The 13,373-nt window shown below is 65.2% G+C and carries 13 protein-coding genes and 1 tRNA gene; 8 read left to right on the top strand and 6 right to left on the bottom strand.

Annotated elements, in window-relative coordinates; translation table 11 throughout:
- Nucleotides 1–45 precede the first annotated feature (45 nt).
- Nucleotides 46–1,575 (bottom strand): aldehyde dehydrogenase, encoded by a 1,530-nt coding sequence (locus RX327_RS34620; RefSeq protein ID WP_317248562.1) that lies wholly within the window; start codon nt 1,573–1,575, stop codon nt 46–48.
- The gene (locus RX327_RS34615) at nt 1,572–2,225 is read right to left on the bottom strand and encodes a GntR family transcriptional regulator (protein WP_317248561.1); all 654 of its coding nucleotides are present in this window, start codon (nt 2,223–2,225) and stop codon (nt 1,572–1,574) included. Before RX327_RS34615 ends, RX327_RS34620 begins: the two co-directional genes overlap by 4 nt.
- Before the next feature lie 155 nt (nt 2,226–2,380).
- On the opposite strand from RX327_RS34615, the gene RX327_RS34610 reads away from it, so the two are divergent.
- The gene (locus RX327_RS34610) at nt 2,381–3,175 is read left to right on the top strand and encodes an alpha/beta fold hydrolase (protein WP_317248560.1); all 795 of its coding nucleotides are present in this window, start codon (nt 2,381–2,383) and stop codon (nt 3,173–3,175) included.
- Between the two features lie 131 nt (nt 3,176–3,306).
- Entirely contained in the window at nt 3,307–3,792 is a 486-nt protein-coding gene (locus tag RX327_RS34605; RefSeq protein WP_317248559.1) for a cyclic nucleotide-binding domain-containing protein, read from the top strand.
- Here the strand turns inward: RX327_RS34605 and RX327_RS34600 are convergent.
- Both RX327_RS34600 and RX327_RS34595 read right to left on the bottom strand, forming a co-directional pair.
- The gene (locus tag RX327_RS34600) at nt 3,731–4,558 is read right to left on the bottom strand and encodes a metallophosphoesterase family protein (protein WP_317248558.1); all 828 of its coding nucleotides are present in this window, start codon (nt 4,556–4,558) and stop codon (nt 3,731–3,733) included. The two genes, RX327_RS34605 and RX327_RS34600, sit on opposite strands and share 62 nt — an antisense overlap.
- Nucleotides 4,559–4,720: 162 nt before the next feature.
- Nucleotides 4,721–8,608, bottom strand: a complete 3,888-nt coding sequence (locus tag RX327_RS34595) for a PAS domain-containing protein (RefSeq protein ID WP_317248557.1) — start codon at nt 8,606–8,608, stop codon at nt 4,721–4,723.
- 356 nt (nt 8,609–8,964) lie between these two features.
- Here RX327_RS34595 and RX327_RS34590 point away from each other — a divergent pair, with 356 nt between their 5' ends.
- From RX327_RS34590 to RX327_RS34565, 6 genes are all read left to right on the top strand, one after another.
- Nucleotides 8,965–9,363, top strand: coding sequence for a phasin family protein (locus RX327_RS34590; protein WP_050382966.1), 399 nt, complete (start codon nt 8,965–8,967; stop codon nt 9,361–9,363).
- A 270-nt stretch (nt 9,364–9,633) separates the two neighbouring features.
- Nucleotides 9,634–10,068 carry a phasin gene (locus RX327_RS34585; RefSeq protein WP_317248556.1) on the top strand — a complete coding sequence of 145 codons (435 nt, stop codon included), beginning with the start codon at nt 9,634–9,636 and terminating at the stop codon, nt 10,066–10,068.
- Between the two features lie 190 nt (nt 10,069–10,258).
- A tRNA-His gene (locus tag RX327_RS34580) sits at nt 10,259–10,335 on the top strand.
- A 155-nt stretch (nt 10,336–10,490) separates the two neighbouring features.
- On the top strand, nt 10,491–10,820 hold the full coding sequence (locus RX327_RS34575; protein ID WP_244481696.1) for a hypothetical protein: 330 nt from the start codon (nt 10,491–10,493) through the stop codon (nt 10,818–10,820).
- 269 nt (nt 10,821–11,089) lie between these two features.
- Nucleotides 11,090–11,416 (top strand): hypothetical protein, encoded by a 327-nt coding sequence (locus tag RX327_RS34570; protein ID WP_082190445.1) that lies wholly within the window; start codon nt 11,090–11,092, stop codon nt 11,414–11,416.
- Nucleotides 11,417–11,599: 183 nt separating this feature from the next.
- Nucleotides 11,600–12,280, top strand: coding sequence for a ParA family protein (locus RX327_RS34565; protein WP_317248555.1), 681 nt, complete (start codon nt 11,600–11,602; stop codon nt 12,278–12,280).
- 190 nt (nt 12,281–12,470) lie between these two features.
- On the opposite strand, the gene RX327_RS34560 is transcribed toward RX327_RS34565, so the two are convergent.
- Nucleotides 12,471–12,614: a hypothetical protein gene (locus tag RX327_RS34560; RefSeq protein WP_317248554.1), complete on the bottom strand. Its 144-nt coding sequence runs from the start codon at nt 12,612–12,614 to the stop codon at nt 12,471–12,473.
- Between the two features lie 150 nt (nt 12,615–12,764).
- Complete coding sequence (locus RX327_RS34555) at nt 12,765–13,061, bottom strand: DUF4282 domain-containing protein (RefSeq protein ID WP_317248553.1); 297 nt, start codon at nt 13,059–13,061, stop codon at nt 12,765–12,767.
- Nucleotides 13,062–13,373 lie beyond the last annotated feature (312 nt).

Here is a 13,373-nt window from a genome sequence, read left to right as displayed (position 1 = left end):
GCGGCCCGCCATCTGTGGGCGGTTTGCCGCTTTGCTCGACTGCGGCTAGTTCAACCGGCGCTGGCTGGCCGTGTCGCGATACCAGTCGAACGGCTGCTCGTGCGTCGCGACCATCACGCTCTTGGTGTTGAAGTGGTCGTTGAAGCTTTCGGTGCCGCATTCCCGGCCGATGCCGGAATCGTCGACGCCGCCCCAGGGCGAGGCCGGATCGAGCCGGTGATGGTCGTTGATCCAGACGATGCCGGCCTTGACCGCGGCGGCGACGCGGTGAGCACGGGCGACGTCGCGGGTGCGGATGGCTGCGGCGAGGCCAAACGGCGAGTCGTTGGCGAGCCGAAGCGCATCGGCCTCGTCCTTGAACGGCGTCACCGAGGTGAAGGGACCGAACACTTCCTCCTGGAAGATGCGCATGTCGGATTTGACGTCGGCGAACACCGTCGGCTCGACGAAATAGCCGTTGTCGTGGCCCGGTACCTTCGCGGCGACACCGCCGGTGAGGAGACGCGCACCGTCGGCGTGACCATAGCCCGCATAGGCGAGAACGCGGTCGCGCTGGCGTGCCGAGATCACCGGCCCAAGCTGCGTGTTGGGATCGAAGGGATCGCCGACGCGGATCGTGCGGGTCTTGGCCTGCAGCTTCTCGACGAACTCGTCGTAGATCGAGGCCTGGACGAGATGGCGCGAGGCGCAGACGCAGGTCTGCCCGGCGCCGATGAAGGCGCCGAAGGCGGCATAGTTGACGGCGCGGTCGACGTCGAAATCGTCGAACACCATCACGGGGGTCTTGCCGCCAAGCTCCATGGTCTGATGCGCAAACACTTTTGCGGCTGCGCTGCCGGCGATGCGGCCCGCCTCGGTGCCGCCGGTCAGGACCAGCTTGTTGATGTCGCCATGCTCGGCCAGCATCTTGCCGGCGCTCGGGCCGAGGCCCAGCACGATATTGAAGACGCCGGGCGGCAGGCCCGCATCCGTGAAGATCTGCGCCAACTTCAGGGTCGTCAGCGGCGTGTATTCGGACGGCTTGACCACGGTCACGCATCCGGTCGCCAGCACAACGGCGAGCGACTTGCACAGGATCATCAGGGGGTGATTGAACGGGGTGCAATTGGCGACGATGCCGATGGGGGTGCGGAGCGTGTAGTTCAGATAAGCGCCTTCGACGGGGATCACGGAGTCACGGCGCGACAGCGCGAGGCCCGCGAAGTAGCGGAAGAAATCGGGCAGTCGGGAGAGCTGGGCGCGGGTCTCGTTGACTGGGCGGCCATTGTTGAGAGTCTCGAGCCGATACAGGCTGTCGAGATTGGCCTCGAACGCATCGGCGAGCTTGTTGACCAGCCTGGCGCGCGCCCTCGTGTCCATGCCGCCCCAGGCCTTGCCGTCGAACGCGGTGCGCGCGCTTTTCATGGCGCGGTCGATATCCTCAACGGTTGAATTGGGAATGCGGGCAATGACATCGCCGGTCGCGGGATTGCGGACGTCCAGCATCGCACCGTCTCCGGCTTCGACTTCCCGTCCATCGATGAAGTTGCCGTGGGTTTCGACGTCGATCGACGCGGGTTTCGAGGGAACGTTCATGATGACCTCTCTTCGACGATGACGGCGTTGCGCTTGAGCGCCGGCAGAACGCGTTTTTCGGTGTCCCCGATGTGGGCCTTGATGATGCGCGCCGCGGTGCGCGTTTCGCGCTGCTGCATGGCGTCGATCAGTGCGACGTGCTCTGCGACGAGCTTTGCGGGGTCGTGGCCCTTCAGGTTGGAAATACTGACGCGGACCAGCCGGTCGGCCTGGCCGATCAGGTCGCACAGCGCCGTCGCCATGCGGCGATTGCCGGAGGCATGGGCCAGCGCAGTGTGGAAGCCGCGATTGTAGGCGATGAAGTCTTCGTGGCTGCCCGAGAACCGGCGAAATTCGTCGAGCGATTTCAAAACGCTGTCCGGAGCGCTCTCGATCGCCTCGGTGACGCAGGCCGGCTCCAGCGCGAGGCGGAAGCGCAGGAGATCGCGGGCGTCGGACAGCGAGATCGGATTGACCCGGTAACCCTGGCGGGGCTGCACCGTCACGAGGTGCTCGCGCTCGAGCCGCAGCAGCGCGTCCCGGACTGGCTGGCGGCTGACCGCGTAACGCTCCGCCAGATCCTGCTCTCGTATTTCATCACCAGGAGCAAACTGGCAAGATAAAATATCAGATCGAAGGTTTTCGTAGATATTTTCGCGGAGAAGGATCATTTTCTTGGGTCTCCTGCCTATTAGATTGCAGTCTGTGAAATATCACGTCAAGCTGAAATCCTTGAAATCCCGGTGATTTGATTTATCAATCGTCCGCGGGGGCGCTTCGGAGCCCAAATGCGCGAATTTCGAGCGCGATTTGAAAGAGAGCGACGATGGACAGGCTTTTGGCCAACCGCACAGTCAACGCAGCCCTGTCGGGCGATGGGCCGCCGCTCTTTCTTTTCCATTCGCTGCTATCGGATCGGGCCAGCTTCGATGCGATCGTGCCGGAGCTTGCGGGATCGTTTCAGACCATCGTGCCGGAACTGCCGGGATTCGGTCGGTCGAGCGCGGTTGAGGGCGGCCTTGCCGCGATTGCCGACCGGATGGCGGATGCGGTGCATGATGCGGCCGATGGCACGCCGGCGATCGTGCTCGGCAATGGCTATGGCGGCTTCGTCGCCCTGCAGATGGCGATCAGCCATCCGGGAATTGCCAGCCGGCTCATTTTGGCTGATTGCGGCGCGGCTTTCTCCGAGCCGGGCCGCGAAGCGTTCCGCAACATGGCCAGGGTTTCACGCGAGAAGGGGCTCGCCGCGATCACCGACATTGCAATGCGCCGGCTGTTCGCACCGGATTTCCAGGCACAGCATCCCGCGCTGATGCAGGATCGCCGCGACGCATTCCTGCGCACTGATCTCAACGTGTTCTGCGCGGCCTGTGACGCGCTGGCGAGCCTCGATCTTCGTGCCGAACTACGCAGCGTGACCGTACCGACGCTCGTCATGGTCGGCGAACAGGACGAGGCGACGCCGCCGCCGATGTCATACGAATTGGCAGGCGGTCTGCCGAGAGCCAGGCTCAGGGTCATTCCGGGGTGTGCGCATGTCCCGCAACTGCAATCGCCAAAACTGTTCCTCGATACGATCGGCGATTTCCTGGCGGTCAAGCATAACGCGCCCGCCTGAGGCACGCGCAAAGGGCTGGATCGCGCCGCGGGTCACGCGGTGGCATGCCGACAATTTGGGCAGAACGCCCAGCTAATGCCGTTTGACGCGACAGCATCTCTGCCTAGTCTGATCGGAGACGGAGATGAAACATGCGAGCTATCCTTGATCACTGCACCGGCGGTCGCAGGCGCAGCTTGCCGGCGGGCACGGATTTCATCGAGGAGGGCGGCAAGACCGGTCATCTGTTCGTGCTGCTCGAGGGCAAGGTGGAAGTCGTCAAGGGCGACAGTCTGGTCGCCGTCATCGACGAGCCCGGTGCGGTGTTCGGGGAGATGAGTGTGCTGCTCGACCGGGCGCACAGCGCCAAGGTGCGCACGGCCAATGATTGCGTCCTGTACGAGTTCGACGATGCGGCGTCGTTCCTGCGCCAGCAGCCGGCGGTGGCCCTGCTGATCGCAAAGATGCTGGCGCAGCGGCTCAATGTCGCCAACACCTATCTCGCCGATCTCAAGCGGCAATATGCCGGCCATGGCACGCATCTGGCCATGGTCGGCGAGGTGCTCCAGAGCATGATCAACCTGCCGCCGCTTGAGGTCTCGCCAGGCTCGGATCGGAAATCCGATCCAAGAATGTGAGCCAGTCGGGCGGCGCCTCGATGGGGGCGGCGGGGCGCTTCAGCGGCGCATTCAGGTCGATCCACTGGGCCTCGCCGGCCGCGAGCCAGAACGCCTTGTCCGCGTCGAGGTCGAGGACGATGCAGGTCGGCGGCCGGCCCGGTTGCAGGCCGGTGTTGAAGACCCAGGTCTGGCCCAGCCGGTCGAACCACGAGCCGCCGGTGATGAACGGCGACTGGTGCACATGGCCCGAGATCACCATCGACGGCTGGTATTGCATGATCCATTGCACCAGCTCGACGTCGCCGAAGAAGCGCTTGCCGCCCCAGCTCGTCGGTGAATCCGCCGGCGGCGCGTGATGCGCCCAGATCCAGCGCCGGTGCGGCATCGCGGCTGCGGTGCGAAGCTGCTCGTCGATCCGCGCCTTCACCAGGGGCCCGTCCCACCACGGGCACACCGTGAACATTGTGTCGCCGATGACGAGGCTGTCGCCGTCGCAGGCGATGCCGAATTCCCTGATGCCGGCGACCCAGCGCGCGATCTTCTCGCCCTCCGGGTTGCGCTCGTCGAGGTCGTGATTGCCCGAGCAGAAAATCACCCGCGTGAGATCGGCGAGCCGCGACAGGTATTTCGTGACGACGACGATCTGGGCGCGGAAGTCCACGATCGAGCCGATGTCGAGCGCATCGCCGGCGAAGATCACGAGATCGAATTGCGGCGCCGCCGCCAGCAGCCAGTCGAACTGCGGCAATGAGTAATGCAGATCGGCGACGACAAGACAGCGCATCGGTGAAATCCGAATGCCCGGAAAATGGGCGGGGCCGCACGGCAATGAATTCAAACGAGCTAAATGACAGCAAGATCTATGCCGCGCCGCGCGGATCCGACGCGACAGATGTTCGCAGTGTCCTGGAATCGGCCCGCAAGAGCGCGAACGGCAGATCGCTGCTCACGCCCGCGCTGCGGCGTGGGCGAAGGTCACCTCGATCAGCGTGCCGGTGCGGCCGCCGGTCCTGATGTGGAATTTGGCGCGATTGGCTTCGACCAGCGCCTTGGTCAGCGACAGGCTGACGCCGCCGGAGCCGGCCTGATCGGAAGGCGTCGGGGCGCGGAACGGCTCGAGCGCCGCGGCGACCTCGTTGTCGTTGAGGCTCTGCCCGGTGTCGCGCACGCGCAGCATCACCTCGCCGAAATCCGACAGCGCGGTCGAGACGATGACCTGGCCGCCGGCGCTGGCGAGCCGGATCGAGTTCGAGATCAGGTTCATGGTGATCTGCCGCATCGCGCGCGCATCCACGTTCACCTGCGGCAGCGCATGGGCGAGCGAGGTGCGGATGATGATGCGTTCGCGGTTGGCCTGCGGCTGCATCACCGCGACGCAGGCCTCGACGAGGTCGTTGAGGTTGAGGTTGTCGAAGGTGAGGTCGAGCTTGCCGGTCTCGATCCGCGACAGCTCCAGCAGGTCGTCGATGATGGCGATGACGCGCTCGCCCGAGGCGCGGATGTCCTTCATGTATTCGCCATAGCGCTCGTTGCCGAGCGTGCCGAAGCGTTCGGAGATCATCACCTCGGCAAAGCCGATGATGGCGTTGAGCGGCGTGCGGATCTCGTGGCTGATCCGCGCCAGCATGTCGGCCTTGGCATTGGCCGCGCGTTCGGCGAGCCGCCGCGCCTCGCGCAATTCGCCTTCGCTCTTCCTGGTCTGCGACAGATCGCGGAACACCGCGAAGAAGTTCGGCCCGTCGGCGCGGGTGCGGCCCATCGTCACCGACAGCGGGATGATGCCGCCCTGGCGGACGCGGCCGAGCGTCTCGCGGCCGTGGTCGAGCAGGCTGGCGACGCCGGCGGATTTCAGGCTGGCGAGATAGTCGGAGATGCCGTGCTGGCTTTCCGGCGCGAACAGGTCGGCGAGCTTGCGGGTGACGAACTCTTCGCCGTCATAGCCGAACAGCGCCTCGGCACTGCGGTTGCAGGCGTGGATGTTGCCCTCGGCATCGAACATGACGATGCCCTCGGCCGTGGTGTCGAGGATGGCGGCGAGATCCTCGGCCTCGGCCTCGCCGGCCTGCGGCTCAGCCGGCGCAAGCAGTGGCTCGGCCGCAGGCTCCGGCTCGGACAATGCGGCGGCGATCGCGGCATCCTCGTCCAGCGTGCGCGAGAAGATCAGCGCCAGCGCGGAATCGTCGTCCCAGGTGATGGTGTGCAGCCGCGCCTCCGCGGACACCGACTGCGCGCCGTGCTCGGTGCTCTGGTTCGCGGAGATCGTCACCGGCGTGCCGGTGCCCGACGTGCTGCTCGCCTGCGACACGCCCGGCTCGACATAGAGCGCGTCCAGCCCGCCGGCATTCTCCAGCGCGCCGAGGCTGGCATAGCCCATGCGTGCGAGGAAGGCGGGATTGGCGTAGAGCAGGCGGTCGAGCCGGTAGATCAGGATTCCCGTCGGCAACAGATCGAGCAGCGTGCGGTCGCGCCGGGAGTCGGCGCGCGGCGCCGGCTCCGCCGCAGCCAGCCAGCTGGCCTTTGGTGTTTGCGCCGGCGTCTCCAGCTGCGCGACCGCCTCTTGCGCTGGCGCCTCTGCTTGCTGCGCCGGTTCGCTTGCGGGCGGCGCTTCGGCGACCGGCTCGGCCGGCACGCTGTCGTTCGTGGTCGCGGCGAGGCCGGCCTCGTTCTCGAGCCGTTCGGACAATTGCCGCGCGAGCTCGTTGAACGCGCTGTTCTCGACCGGCGTCAGCGTCGGCGGTCGCGTGTCGCCGGGCGGTCGGAACGGCACGACATTCGGTGGCGGGTCGTGACGCACTTCGTGCGTTTCCTCGTGCGTTTCCACGGCGTGATCCGGATCGGCTCGGTGTGAAGTCTCTGCGGCTGTCGGCTCGGTCAATTCCTCGGGTGGTGCTGCTGCGGTCGTGTCGGGCGGCGGCTCCGCGTGCGGCGGAGGATTGTCCTGTGGCGCGGCGGGCCCGGGCGGCGCAACGGTGCGCGGCGCCGGTGCGACATCGGCCGACAGCGATTGCGGCGCGACCGTGCCGCTGAAGAACTCATAGCGGCGCAATGCGGCGAGTCGCGCAAGCCCGTCGAGGTCGCGACACACACCAAAGCCGCGGTAGCCGGCGAAATTCCTGGCACGATCGAACACCGGCAGGCCGGACAGTTCGACCGGCAGCCGGCCGCCGCCGTCGACCGGCCAGTGCAGCGTGATGCCGCTCCAGGTGTCGTGGCTGGCGAACGCCTGCGTGACGCGGCCTTCGGGATCGAGGCCAAAGCTCTCGGCGATGTCGCTCCACAGCCGGCCGAAGCCCGCCGCGGTGTGCAGGCCGATCAGGCGGGTGAATTCATCGGAGCCGAGCGAGAAGCGGGCCTCATGGTCCATCTGCCACATGAAGCGCAGCGGATGCCGCCGCACCGGCAACGGCTCGTCGAGCCAGGATGGCGGTGGCACCGGCGCCAATGTCGCGGGCTCCGGTTCGGCGGCCGGCGCAGGCGTGTCAGCGATCGCATAAGGCGAGGGGGCGGGATCGGCCGGCGGCGCTGATGTTTCCCGCGTGTTGGCCGTCTCTGCGAGATCAGGCGCGGACTCCGGCACGGGCTCTTCGGCGTGCGTCTCCGTGGGTACTTCGATCAGCGCTTCCGACAACGGCTCCTCGACGGCGGGGCTTTCGTCGGGCGTGGTGTCGAGAGGCGCAGTCTCGACGGACGTCGGCTCTGAATGCGTAAGTTCTGCCGACGCAAGTGGCGGGGCAAGAGGCGTAGGCTCTTCGACCTGCGCGCCGTCCGGCACTTCGATCAGTGCTTCCGACAGAGGTTCCTCGGCGGCAGGTGTTTCGTCTTGCGTGGTGTCGAGAGCTGCGGTCTCGACGGGCGCCTCTACGTGCGCCGCCTCTGCTGCCGCGGCAGATGGAGCAGCATTCTCAGGTTCGGATTTGGCCGCGCTGACGATCGGCTCGATTGTGACGCGCTCTTCCAACTGCGGATCCAGCGCGTCGAACAGTGTGAAGGCGATCGGTGCTGCGCCGGCCGTCGCGTGCGCTTCGTCATGCGCAACGGCTTGTTCGACAACTGCAGGTGCTGGCGGCGGCTCTACGGCCATGGCCTCTTGCTGCGCTGGCGCTGCGGGAGCCTGTGCTTCGGGCGCCGGCGTCTCCGACTCAACCGGCTCGGGCACGATCGGCGCCGGCCTCGCGGCGAGATGCGGCGCCGGCTTGATCAACGCGACCAGCGCGCGATCGGCGCCGTGGCCGATCCGCTGCAGCACGACGCGGCCGATCGCAACGCTCGCCGCCGCGCGGCCCTGCGTCAGCGCTTCGTCGCGCGCCGCATCGAGACCGGCTTCGGTGAGGTCGTGCAGGCCGGGCAGCGCACGCGCCGCCTCGTTGGTTGCGACCAAAAGTCCGTCGCTGGTGAAGGCGGCGGCCGGACGCGGCAAGCCCTGCAGCAGCCGCTGCAGGCGTTCCGCAAGCGACATGCCGCGGCCGGTCGCGTTGAGCGCGGTCATCAGGATGCCGTGGCTGCCGTCCGGCAGGTCGATCCGGGCGCAGCCGCAGGTCGCGAGCATGCCGGGCGCCGCGCCGAAGCCGCGCAGGCGCTCCAGCCGGACCGCGCCATTGGCGTTCAGGCTGTGGCCGAGCCGCGCGACCTGGCGGCGGTGCGGATCGGCCGGGCCGAAGCCGCGCTTCGCCAGCTCGGCGCCGTTGGCGGCACCGAATACCTGCGCGCCGACCGGATTGGCCCAGAGAATCCGCGCGCCGTCGGCCGCCCACAGCCATGCCGGCAGGGCGCCCGTCGCATGATCCGCCAGCCTGACATCGCCGAGCGCCTGGATCTGGAATTCCGCGTCACTCATCACGCAAGATTTGACCGCATGGGTTTGGCTTTCTTCCTTAAGCTCAGCCGAAGGCCCGGCAGCCGCAGGACGACAGCCTTAACAGAAGGTTAGTATCGCAACTGGGGGACGGCAGGTCCATGTCCGCAGCGAAACTGCCCCCGCCAAAGCCGGGATAACGTTAACTTGGCTGAACGATCCACAGCCGTTTGGCGTTGTCGGGCAAAGCAAGGTTGCTGCGAGCCGCGCGATGCGGAACCAGGCGGCGCCGCGTCACACCTGCGATTGCAGTGCCACGATATATATTCTGCCGTCTATCTTGCCCTGGGCCCGCAGGGCCAAGCGGCGGGCCGATCAGCAAGTGAGGGAGAGCGACCATGAGCGATAACGGGCGTGACCATTTCGAGATCCCCAAGTTCGAGATTCCCAAGGATATGCGGTCGATGGCGGAGGCCAGTTTTGATCAGGCGCGCAAGGCGTTCGAGCAATTCGTGACCAGCGCCAAGGACACCGCCGGCAAGATCGAGGAGCGCAACGCCGAGATGCGCGCCGGCGCCAAGGATCTTTCCGCCAAGGCTCTGTCCTATGCCGAAAAGAACGTGCAGTCGTCGCTGGATTATGCCGAGGCGCTGCTCAAGGCCAAGGACCTCAGCGAGGTGATGCGGCTGCACAGCGAATATGTGCAGGGCCAGATGCGCTCGCTGGCCGAGCAGGCCAGCGAAATGGGCCAGGCCGTCAGCCGCGCCGCGATGGACGCGGTCAAGCCGAAGAACTGACGGGGCGCATTGGCCGCGGCCGACCCGGGGGCGTTCAGCCTCGGTCGGCCGCGGTAATCTATATTCCGTCGCATAAAAAATGTGGCGTCGCACGCGATCTTACGTTGCGTTGCACAAAATTGACATGATATGGGTGTTTATTAGGCGCGCCCGACGAAGGGCACTCCCGTGAATCAAGGCAGCGTGATCCATTTCAGCGCTCCCGGCCTGATGGGCTCCGGGACGTCCGCAATGGTCACATCTACTCACCCGTTGCGAAGGATTACACGTATGACCAACCCGTCCGATCCGTTTTCCGCCTCGATCATTCCGTTTGAAGTTCCCGAGCAGATGCGCGCGTTCGCCGAGAAGGGCGTTCTGCAGGCCCGCGACAGCTACGCCAAGTTCAAGGATGCTGCCGAGACCCACAACTCGACGGTCGAGGCCGTGTTCACCTCGGTGAGCAAGGGCGCCAGCGAGTATTCGGCCAAGCTGGTCGAGTTCATGAAGGCCAACACCAGCGCCCAGCTCGACTTCGCGCAGCAGCTGTTCGGCCTGAAGTCGCCGGCCGAAGCGCTGGAGCTGTGGACCGGCCACACCCGCAAGCAGTTCGAGACCTACACCGCGCAGGCCAAGGAACTGGCCGAGCTCGGCCAGAAGGTCGCCAGCGAGACCGCCGAGCCGATCAAGGCCAGCGCCTCGAAGTTCTACAAGCCGGCCGCCTGATCGCTGCCGTTTGGGAGACCAGCGAAAGGCCCGGGCCGAAGCGGTCCGGGCCTTTTTGCTGGCCAGGGGCCCGTCAAGCGGCCCGACATAACAGCGGAAATCGGCGCGGTACGGCCTTGCCAAAGCGCGGCGTTGCACCTAGTTTCCGCCCGAAATCGCCGCCCCGCTTGAGCGGGCCGCGCGTCAGGATGCAGTTGTAGCTCAGTTGGTTAGAGCGCCTGTCTGTGGAACAGGAGGTCGGTGGTTCGAGCCCACCCAACTGTACCACCCGCAAGATCACTCAGAGCTACATCGGATGATCGCAAGGTCGCTCGCCCTTATCGCCCGGCGTGTCATCGCGTCCGCTTGCACTTCTCTGTCCCGTCACCCAAACTGACTGACACGACGCCTTAACGACGCCTAGTGACACCTTTGGGGGATGCATGGGGATCGCCGGTTCAAGGAGTTTTTCGTTTGCGTTGATATCAGGCCTCGCCCTTGCGGCGCTGCTGCTGCCGGGCCGAAGCGAGGCCTACACGCCGGACCAGCAGCAGGCCTGTACGCCCGACGCGTTCCGGCTTTGCAGCCCCGAGATTCCCGACGTCGATCGCATCACGGCCTGCATGATCAGGAACAAGGCGCAGCTGTCGCCGGCCTGCCGCGTATTCTTCCGCGCAGGTCCCGAGCCGCGCGAGGCGAGCGAGCGCGTGGAGCGGCGGCCTGCCAAGCGGAAGGTCTCCAAATCGCACAAGGCGAAGAAGCCGGCGCACTGACCTGGTTCGCATCGCGCGCAGGCGAGGGGTCACCAGCTTGACGCGTGTCGTCGCGCAATCGTGCGCTTCGCGCGAAAATGCGCTTCAGCTCATTGTTTGAGCATGATCTTTTCGGAGAACCTCTTCGCACTTTTCTGCTGTTAGATCGTCTGGCTGCGATTTCAAGTCGGTCGTGCGCGACAGACTGACGCCTTGTGACGCTGTCACGCAGCATCATCTGTGGGGCTTGTGTGGTTTGCCAAATCTGTTCCGCCTGTGGAACGGATGGAGTGGGACGCGTGAGCGAATACTACAAGCAAGAGATCGATCGGCACTTCGCCTGGTTCGAAGCCAAGCTGCCGGACAAGCCGGCGCGCTTCGTCGCGTGGCTGCGCAAGCCGTCGTCACGCTATGTGCGGATTCCGCTTGCGATCCTCCTGATCATCGGCGGCATCTTCAGCTTCTTGCCGGTGCTTGGGCTCTGGATGCTGCCGCTCGGACTCCTTTTGTTCGCGCAGGACGTTCCGTTCCTGCAGAAACCCACCGCGCAATTGCTCGGCTGGATCGAGCGCAAGTGGACCGAGCGCGAGCGCGCGAAAGCTGCCGGAAAACGCTAGGCACTGAGTCATATCAAACGCTTAGCGCTTCCATTTGCGGTTGCGTCATAAGTTCGGTGTGACTCAAAAAGCAAAACGCGCCGGTAATCTTGGCCACATTGCGGATTGCAAGAAAATTTTTCTTTCCCGAATCAGCGCGCTGATTCATTTTCGCGGCCTGGGGTCAATCTGGAGGCCGAAGGTATGAACGTTATTGTTTTTGCATCGCGTAAGGGCGGCTCGGGCAAGAGTACCCTGGCTGCACATCTCGCCGCGCAAGTGCACAAGGCAACGAAGCCCTGTCTGCTGATCGACGCCGATCCGCAGGGCTCGCTGACTCTCTGGCATAAACTACGCGGCACCAACGAGCCGGCGATCAAGACGGCAGTGAACTCGGTCAGCGGGATCATTGCCCAGGCCAAGCGTGACGGCATCGAGTGGGTGTTGATCGACACGCCGCCGAACCTGTCGGCCGTCGTCGACGACGCGATCAAAAACGCAACCATGGTGGTGATCCCCGCCCGTCCGGGCGTGTTCGACGTCAACGCGGTGCAGGAAACCATCCAGATGTGCCGCGCCGCGCGCAAGCCCTACGCGGTCGTGCTCAACGGTGCGCCGGCCAAGCGCGACGAATCCGAAAGCCCGATCGTCACCATCGCCCGCGAAGCGCTGGCGAAATTCCGCGCACCGGTGTGGAGCGGCCAGATCACCAACCGCGCCGATCTTCTGATGGCGCTCGGCCAGGGCGAAGGCGCCCGCGAATATTATGCCGAAGGCCGCGCTGCCGCCGAGATCAATCGACTGTGGGCCGCGATCGAACGCTCGATCAAGGCGATCCGCGGCACGGCGTCGGCGTCCGGTACGATGCACAAGCAGGCGGCGTAACAACGCCGCTTACGTTCGAAATGGAAAGAACGCGCGGCACCCGCGCGTTTTTTGTCGTCGAGATATTGCAGTCATTCCGGGGCGATGCGTGAGCGTCGAACCCGGAATCTCGAGATCCCCCGATGCGCAATTGCGCATCTGCGGTCTGGTGCTTCGCACCATCCCGGAATGACAAATTCGGCGGCAGCCCTCACGCCACCATCAGCATGTAGAACACGATGACCGGCGACAGGGTCAGGATCACCGACCAGATGCCGGCGGCCCAGAGAATGTCCTCGGTGGTAAAGCCCTGCTCGACACCCGGCCTCACGGCAACAAAATTCCTGGAATTCACGACGCCCCCGCGTTGGTCTTGGCAATACGGAAGGCTGATACGCGAGCGGTTTTAAAATGCCGGTTGGAATTTCGCTGGCATTTGCGCGCGGGTGCTACTTCGGATTAACCACGGCCCCGCCGGTCGGCCGGTTTGGCCGGACCGAAAGCCTCAGCGCATTGCGCCGTCCCGATCGCGGATCGCGCCGAGATGCTCGTTGATGCGGAAGACGATCAGGATCAGCTCCGCGACGATGCGCGAGAACACGATGCCGACCACGACGCTGGCGATCGACGCGAGCAGCTGGATGAATCCGACGAACGGGCTGATCGCCATCGCGGTGAGGCTCCACAGGATGCCGGAGATCCCGAACAGCACGATGACCGCGATCACCAGCCAATAGAAGGTCTTGATGATCGTCGGCGTGATGAAGCGGTCCCATTGAAACAGATCCTGGAAATCGAACATCATGGTTCTCCCGGCCAGCCGAATATGATTCGCGTCTCGTTCATCCTACTGCGTGACCGCCGGCGTGATCACTTCATCCCGGGAGCCTGCGCCGCAGGCGTCCGTCGGGACGAGGCTTTCGCCGGGCCAATGGTTTGGGACGGCGCCAGGCGCCTCCGCGACCAGAGGGATCGATACCGCAGAACCCCAAACCATCTCGCCTGGAGCGAGCCCCGGACCGGGCGCCGGCAGTCCAGGGGCGAGCTATGCGAGTGGGCCGGTTGTGATTGCCGCAAATAACGGCCACAATCGGGCTTCCCTCCGGCATATCCT

This window comes from Bradyrhizobium sp. BEA-2-5, assembly GCF_032918025.1.
Lineage (GTDB): Bacteria > Pseudomonadota > Alphaproteobacteria > Rhizobiales > Xanthobacteraceae > Bradyrhizobium > Bradyrhizobium pachyrhizi.
The sequence above is the reverse complement of the archived record's forward strand: the minus strand, read 5'-3'. Positions and strand labels throughout refer to the sequence as shown.

Coding starts and splice junctions, on each gene's coding strand:
- RX327_RS34575 (WP_244481696.1), top strand. CDS start 10,491: ATGGGGATCGCCGGTTCAAGGAGTTTTTCGTTTGCGTTGATATCAGGC.
- RX327_RS34610 (WP_317248560.1), top strand. CDS start 2,381: ATGGACAGGCTTTTGGCCAACCGCACAGTCAACGCAGCCCTGTCGGGC.
- RX327_RS34555 (WP_317248553.1), bottom strand. CDS start 13,061: ATGTTCGATTTCCAGGATCTGTTTCAATGGGACCGCTTCATCACGCCG.
- RX327_RS34590 (WP_050382966.1), top strand. CDS start 8,965: ATGAGCGATAACGGGCGTGACCATTTCGAGATCCCCAAGTTCGAGATT.
- RX327_RS34605 (WP_317248559.1), top strand. CDS start 3,307: ATGCGAGCTATCCTTGATCACTGCACCGGCGGTCGCAGGCGCAGCTTG.
- RX327_RS34585 (WP_317248556.1), top strand. CDS start 9,634: ATGACCAACCCGTCCGATCCGTTTTCCGCCTCGATCATTCCGTTTGAA.
- RX327_RS34600 (WP_317248558.1), bottom strand. CDS start 4,558: ATGCGCTGTCTTGTCGTCGCCGATCTGCATTACTCATTGCCGCAGTTC.
- RX327_RS34595 (WP_317248557.1), bottom strand. CDS start 8,608: ATGAGTGACGCGGAATTCCAGATCCAGGCGCTCGGCGATGTCAGGCTG.
- RX327_RS34620 (WP_317248562.1), bottom strand. CDS start 1,575: ATGAACGTTCCCTCGAAACCCGCGTCGATCGACGTCGAAACCCACGGC.
- RX327_RS34565 (WP_317248555.1), top strand. CDS start 11,600: ATGAACGTTATTGTTTTTGCATCGCGTAAGGGCGGCTCGGGCAAGAGT.
- RX327_RS34615 (WP_317248561.1), bottom strand. CDS start 2,225: ATGATCCTTCTCCGCGAAAATATCTACGAAAACCTTCGATCTGATATT.